We start from the raw sequence: 5,863 nt of genomic DNA, 5'->3' as shown, positions 1-5,863 counted from the left end.
GCGATGATTCCGACCGGGGTCATCAATAGCCCCCGTTGGCGACGGTGACGGCGTAGGACACGGTCTGCGGCGCGCTCGCGGAGCCGCCGCCGACGGCGTTCAGGAACGAGAAGAACCAACCGAAGCCGAAATCGCTGACGGGATAGGCGACCGACACGCGATAGGCCGGGGTGCTGCCGGAGGTGGTCGCCTGGGTGGTGACGGTCACGCGCGCGGGATCGAGCAAGGGCCGGTAGCCCGCGATCAGGGCGGCCACGCGCGCCTGCGCCAGCTGGCCGCGCTCGGCGTTGGTGAAACCGCCGATCGACGCCCGCGCCCCCTCCGCCGCGCCGTGGATGACGGCGACGAAGGTGGCGAAGTAGATGGCGAAGATCATCGTGCCGAACAGCAGCAGCAGGAAAAACGGGGCGACGAGGGCGAATTCGAGCGCGACCGCGCCTTCCGACGCCGCCAGCCGCCGCGCGGCGCGGCTTCGCCATGGACGATGCGCTCGAACCATCCTCGTCACCCCTTCGTTTTGGGCCTCAAGAGCCGAGCTGCGTGGTGGTCAGGCGCGTGCCGATGGTGGTGAACGCGGTGGTCAGCGATCCGCTGAACGCGGTCATCGCGGCCGCCACGGCGGCGATCAGCAGCACGGCGAGCACGGCATATTCGACCGCGGTGACGCCATCGTCCTGGCGCAGCAATCTCCGGAATTTCATCAGCATGTTCAGTCTCCGTAAGTGGGGGGTGCGGACACGCCGCCGGCGTTCCCCGGGCGCCGGCGGAAATTCATGAAACGAGCACCGGATAGCCACAGCGCGCGCCGGTCACGGCGACATCGACGTAGCCAAGCTGGACCCCCAGCGCGCGCAACAGCCCGTCGACCACGCCGTCGAGGCTGGCGAGGACCGGCTTGAGAACCTGATAGAGCGCGCCGACGTCCTTGCCCTCGAGGGTGACCGGCAAAAGGCACCGCCCGAGCAGCGACGCGGTGCACGCCTTGACCGACATCGTCTCGGCCAGCCCGCCCAGCAGGTTGGTGCCGAGCGACGTGCTGGTGGCGCGGGCCAGCACGGCCGGCGATGCCGTCTGCGTAGCGGTCGCGGGCCGTCCGATCACGCCCTGCCGGCTTGGCGGGAACGGCTGCGCCACCGGTCCGGCCGGCTGGACGAAGTCGAGCCGCGTCGCCGCCCCGGTGGTCGAGCCGAGCGACAGATGCGCCCGCGCGCTGGAGTCGGCGAGCGTCAGGATGCCGGGCAGGCCAAGGTTGAGCACGCGCACCGGGATGATCGCCGATTCCGCCACGGGCGCGCTGAAATTGGTCATCGCGTCGTCGCTCGGCGCGCCGATATAGGCGTTGGCGATGCCACCGCGCGCGGCGACGGCGACGCGGGTATCGGCGGCGGGATCACCGGAACAGGCGATGTCGGTGATCTCGGCATCGCCGCTCGCCGCCTCTATATAGAGCGGCACCTTGACCCCGACTCCCAGCTGCGGAACGAGGTTGAGCACGTCGAGGTCGAGCCTGACCCGCACCTGCGCGGTATGGACGCGCGTTCCCTTTGGCCCGAACGCGAAATAGGCGCGGACCGGCGGTTCGATCGCGGTCGCGGCGATGCGGATGCTCGCCAGGCCCGGAACGCCGATCGACGATGACGGGATCGTCGCGAAATGATGGCCGTTGGCCAGTTGCAGGCTGAACGAGGTCAATTGCATCAGGTTGATGCCGGCGTGCAGCGCGCTGACATCGGTCGCGCCGCTGCCGACCTGGCGATTGCCCCACAGGCCAAGGTCGAACAGCTTGCCGAGCGCGATGCGCGGGTTGCCCGCGATCTGTGCCCGCAGCGCCTGAAGGCCGGCGATCGCCGCCGCCGCATCCGCCGCCTGGCTCTGCGTCGCCAACGCCGCGATCTGGGCATCGATGACGTCGCGGACGCCGACATCGCTCGCCAGCAGGCTGTCATAGGTTCCGGCGACCACCCCGGCCCGCGTCGCCAGCGCGTCGAGAAAAGCGAGCGCATCGACGTTGGTGCGCAGCAGCCCGTCATATTGCACCGCCGACAGCGCGACCGATCCGCCGGTGAGCGAGGACAGCACGGCATTGGCAAGCCCGCCGTTCAGGCTGGCCAGCCCGGTGCCGGCCTGGATGCCGGCCTGGTTGATCCGCGCCGCCGTCGCCTCGGTAGCGATCCGCCGTTCGGTGACCGCGCTGGTGGTGAACAGCCGCGACAGGAACAGCGGCGTGCCGATGCCCGTCGCGATCCGCACCGCGTCGCGCGTGCCAGCCGGCGTTCCGACGCAGCCGGCGGTGCTGAACCGCGCACCCAGCGCGGCGTCGGGGCAATATTGGCCGGTGGCGAAGCCGGTGACGACCCGGCCCGGATCGAGGCCGTTGGCGACCAGCACATTGTCGGCGGCGGAGCGCGCGGCGGCGGCGCTGCCGGCGAACGGCGCCGCTGCCAGCGCGGCGGCGTCGGTCACCGCCTGGAGCTGGCGGCGCTCGGCGTACCAGACGCTGGTATCGGTCACCAGGCCGACCATGCCGATCAGCACCGCGAGCACGACCGCGCTGGTCGGCGCGATCACGCCCGCGTCGGACGCCAGCGACGAGAAGCGGCGCCGGATCATCGCCCGCCGCGGCCCCCCTCGTTGTCGCGGCGCGGCTCGATCATCTTGCCGATCCGTTCGCGATGAAGCTGCATCACCCGCGCGGCATCACCGCCGCCGGTTTCCGCCGGGCGGATCGGCGGTGCCGCGATCTGGCGCTCGATCGCCGCGCGCGCGGAGAGCGGGGCGGCGGGCGCCGGGCGGGCATCCTGCCCGACGGCGGCATCCGGCATCGCGAGCAGGACGGCGAACGCGGTGAACGACATGGCTTCACTCCTCATCTGGTGTTGCTGAGCTGGCGGATGGTGGTGCCCAGCGTGGACACCGCCGGACCGGCGAGGACGATCATCAGCGCCGGCATCAACAGCACCAGCATCACGACCGTCATCTGGGTGGTCTTGCGCCCGATCGATTCGCGCGCGGCGAAAATGCGGCGCTCGGCGAACTCGCGCGCGAACTCGCGCAGCGTCGGGGCCAGCTCGGTCCCTTGATTGAGCGACTGGCGCAGCACCGTGGCCAGTTCGCGCGCGCCGGGCACCGCCAGCCGATCCGCCCAGCGCCCCAGCGCCAGATCATAGGACATGCCGCGCCGGACATCCTCGACCAGTTGGGCGGTCGCGATTTGCACCAGCGGCGCCGCCCGCCCCTCCGTCCCGGCGAAGGCGCGGAAACACTGGTCGAGGCTCGCACCGCTTTCGACCATCATCACGAAGATATCGAGCATGAAGGGCAGTTCGGCCCTGATCTTGCGGGCGCGCCGCGCGCTGCTCATGTGCAGCGCGAACCGCGCGGCGAGGAAGATCGCGGCGGCGGCGGCGACCGGCACCGTCCGGCGCAGCGCCGCCGGCGCGCCCGCCGCGAGCAGCAGGGCATAGAGCGCGATCCCGGTGAACAGCGTCGCGGCAAGCCGGATCACGCCGAACGTCAGCGCTCCGTTCGCGGAAAGATAGCCGGCGGCGGCCAGATGCCGCTCGATCTCGATCCGCGCGTCGCCGCCCCCGGCGAGCAGCGTGGCGAGCACCGCCGCGCGCGGCCCGCCATCGGGCGCGGCGCCGGGCGCCGCCTCACCCCCGCCAAGCGACAGGTCGCCGAGCCGCCGGGTCAGGCGATGCTCGCCGGCCAGCTGGAGCGCACCGCGCGTCATCAGCCCGATGCTGAGCACCCCGGCCACGACCAGCAGCGCGAGTTCGGCCAGCCCCGGCATCAGAACTTCAGCTTCATGAGCTGGCGCATCGTCACCACGCCGACCAGCTGAAAGCCGAGACCGATCAGCAGCAGGCGGCGCCCGCCCCCGGTCTCCCACATGTAGCGCATGTAGCTGTAGTTGATCGCCGAGATCAGCAGGAACGCGAACGGCGGCAGCGCGCACAGCACCATCGCGCTGAGCCGGGTCTCCGCGCTGGCCGCCTTCAGCTCGCGCATGACGCGCGCGCGGTCGCGCAGCAGCATCGCCAGCGCGGTCAGGATCGGCGCGATGCTGCCGCCGCTGCGCTGGTTGGTACGGATCGCGGCGACCACCATGTGCAGCTCGACCAGGTCGATCCGGTCGGCGACGCTGTCGAGCGCATCGACCATCGACGCGCCGTTGGCGATGCGGCGGATCGCCGGGTTCAGGTAGCGGCGGATCGGCTCCTGCGCGTCCTCCGTGGCCTTGGTCAGCGCCTGCTGGAGCGAATTGCCGACCAGCAGCAGCTGGCGGATCGAATCGAGGAAGTGCGGCAACAGCTCGACGAACGCCGCCATCCGCCGCGCGGCGAGGAATTTGATGACCAGCAGCGGCGCCGCGACGCCCGTCGCCAGCGCGATCGCCACGCCGAACACGCCGGCCTGCCAGGCGCCGGACGCCACCGCGAACAGCAGCGCCGCGCTCCAGCCGATCACCACGCGCAGACGGATCTCCCGGTCGGCGCGGGCAAGGTCGCGTTCGAGGAAGGCCGGTATCCGCGCGCGCAGCCAGATCGCCCAGCGCGGTTCGTCCGCCCGCACCCCGACGGCGTCGGCCTGGATCGCGCCGAGTCGCTGCGTCAGGACGCGCCGGACCTGGCGCTGGTCGCTGCGCTGACGATGCATCAGCGCCGCCGCGACCAGCAGCATGGCCAGTCCGACGAGCAAGAGCGCGGCAGAGATCACGCCGCCCATCCCCGCGCGACGTTGACCGGATGCTTCAAGCGCGTGGCGAGCGCCGGGCGGCTAGCGACCCGCTCGAACCGGCCCTCGCCGCTCAGCGCCTCGACCGGCACGAAGCGGTAGAGCTGGTTGAGGGTGAAGGCGTCGCCCTCGATCCCGGTCACCTCGGCGATCGAGACGACCCGGCGGCGGCCGTCGCCCATCCGCTGGATGTGGACGATCAGTTCGATGCTGTTGGCGATGTAGCGGCGCAGCGTGCGCAGGTCGGTGCGCAACCCGCCGAAGCCGAGCAGCATCTCGATCCGCGACAGCGCCTCGCGGTCGCTGTTGGCGTGGACGGTGGCCATCGATCCGGCGTGGCCGGTGCTCATCGCCTGAAGCATCTCGACCGCCTCGGCGCCGCGCACCTCGCCCAGGATGATCCGGTCCGGCCGCATCCTGAGCGCGTTGTGCAGCAGGTCGCGGGCGACGACCTCGCGGGCGCCGTCCAGCGTCGGCGGGCGGGTTTCCAGCCGGACGACGTGCGCCTGCCGCAGCCGCAGCTCCGCCGCGTCCTCGATCGTGATCAGCCGCTCGCGATCGCCGATATAGCCGCTCAGCGTGTTGAGCAGCGTGGTCTTGCCCGATCCGGTGCCGCCACAGATCAGCATGTTGAGCCGCGATTCGACGGCGTTGGCCAGGAAATCGAGCATGTCCCGGTCGATCGCGCCGGTGCGGACATAGTCGTCGCCGCTCATCGGCTCGGGCTTGAACTTGCGGATCGACAGCATCGGCCCGTCGAGCGCGATCGGCGGCACGATGACGTTGACGCGCGATCCGTCGGCCAGCCGCGCGTCGACGAACGGCGACGCCTCGTCCACCCGCCGCCCGATCGGGCCGACGATGCGCTGGATGACCGTCATCAGGTGCGCGTCGTCGCGGAAGCGCGCCGCCGCCGGTTCGAGCCGGCCGCCGCGCTCGACATAGATCTGGCGCGCGCCATTGACGATGACGTCGTCGATCGACGGATCGTTGAGCAGCGGATCGAGCGGCCCCAGCCCGGTGATCTCATGATAGATGTCGTCGGCCAGCCACACGCGCTCGCTCGAATTGAGCGCCAGCCCGCCCTCGCGCAGCGCATGGCGCTGAATGCCTTCGTCGATCGTGG

The 5,863-nt window shown here is 71.1% G+C and carries 7 protein-coding genes; all 7 read right to left on the bottom strand.

Annotation, left to right across the window (positions count from 1 at the left end; all coding sequences use genetic code 11):
- Positions 1 to 22 precede the first annotated feature (22 nt).
- The gene (locus tag VNR91_RS08405; protein WP_325490322.1) at positions 23 to 499 is read right to left on the bottom strand and encodes a TadE/TadG family type IV pilus assembly protein; all 477 of its coding nucleotides are present in this window, start codon (positions 497 to 499) and stop codon (positions 23 to 25) included.
- Positions 500 to 524: 25 nt separating this feature from the next.
- Positions 525 to 707, bottom strand: coding sequence for a Flp family type IVb pilin (locus VNR91_RS08400; protein WP_325490321.1), 183 nt, complete (start codon positions 705 to 707; stop codon positions 525 to 527).
- Between the two features lie 64 nt (positions 708 to 771).
- Positions 772 to 2,610 carry a pilus assembly protein TadG-related protein gene (locus VNR91_RS08395; RefSeq protein WP_325490320.1) on the bottom strand — a complete coding sequence of 613 codons (1,839 nt, stop codon included), beginning with the start codon at positions 2,608 to 2,610 and terminating at the stop codon, positions 772 to 774.
- The gene (locus VNR91_RS08390) at positions 2,607 to 2,855 is read right to left on the bottom strand and encodes a hypothetical protein (protein WP_325490319.1); all 249 of its coding nucleotides are present in this window, start codon (positions 2,853 to 2,855) and stop codon (positions 2,607 to 2,609) included. Before VNR91_RS08390 ends, VNR91_RS08395 begins: the two co-directional genes overlap by 4 nt.
- 11 nt (positions 2,856 to 2,866) lie before the next feature.
- Complete coding sequence (locus VNR91_RS08385) at positions 2,867 to 3,793, bottom strand: type II secretion system F family protein (RefSeq protein ID WP_325490318.1); 927 nt, start codon at positions 3,791 to 3,793, stop codon at positions 2,867 to 2,869.
- Positions 3,793 to 4,719: a type II secretion system F family protein gene (locus VNR91_RS08380; RefSeq protein ID WP_325490317.1), complete on the bottom strand. Its 927-nt coding sequence runs from the start codon at positions 4,717 to 4,719 to the stop codon at positions 3,793 to 3,795. Before VNR91_RS08380 ends, VNR91_RS08385 begins: the two co-directional genes overlap by 1 nt.
- Positions 4,716 to 5,863, bottom strand: a 1,148-nt coding sequence (locus VNR91_RS08375; protein ID WP_325490316.1) for a CpaF family protein, incomplete at its 5' end; no start/stop codon positions are given. The genes VNR91_RS08375 and VNR91_RS08380, both read right to left, overlap by 4 nt.

Origin of the sequence: Sphingomonas sp., from assembly GCF_035555815.1 — a bacterium.
Classification (GTDB): Bacteria; Pseudomonadota; Alphaproteobacteria; order Sphingomonadales; family Sphingomonadaceae; genus Sphingomonas.
The sequence above is the reverse complement of the archived record's forward strand: the minus strand, read 5'-3'. Positions and strand labels throughout refer to the sequence as shown.

Excerpts from the sequence above, each read along its gene's own strand:
- VNR91_RS08400 (WP_325490321.1), bottom strand. The coding sequence starts at position 707 with ATGCTGATGAAATTCCGGAGATTGCTGCGCCAGGACGATGGCGTCACC.
- VNR91_RS08390 (WP_325490319.1), bottom strand. The coding sequence starts at position 2,855 with ATGTCGTTCACCGCGTTCGCCGTCCTGCTCGCGATGCCGGATGCCGCC.
- VNR91_RS08395 (WP_325490320.1), bottom strand. The coding sequence starts at position 2,610 with ATGATCCGGCGCCGCTTCTCGTCGCTGGCGTCCGACGCGGGCGTGATC.
- VNR91_RS08385 (WP_325490318.1), bottom strand. The coding sequence starts at position 3,793 with ATGCCGGGGCTGGCCGAACTCGCGCTGCTGGTCGTGGCCGGGGTGCTC.
- VNR91_RS08405 (WP_325490322.1), bottom strand. The coding sequence starts at position 499 with ATGGTTCGAGCGCATCGTCCATGGCGAAGCCGCGCCGCGCGGCGGCTG.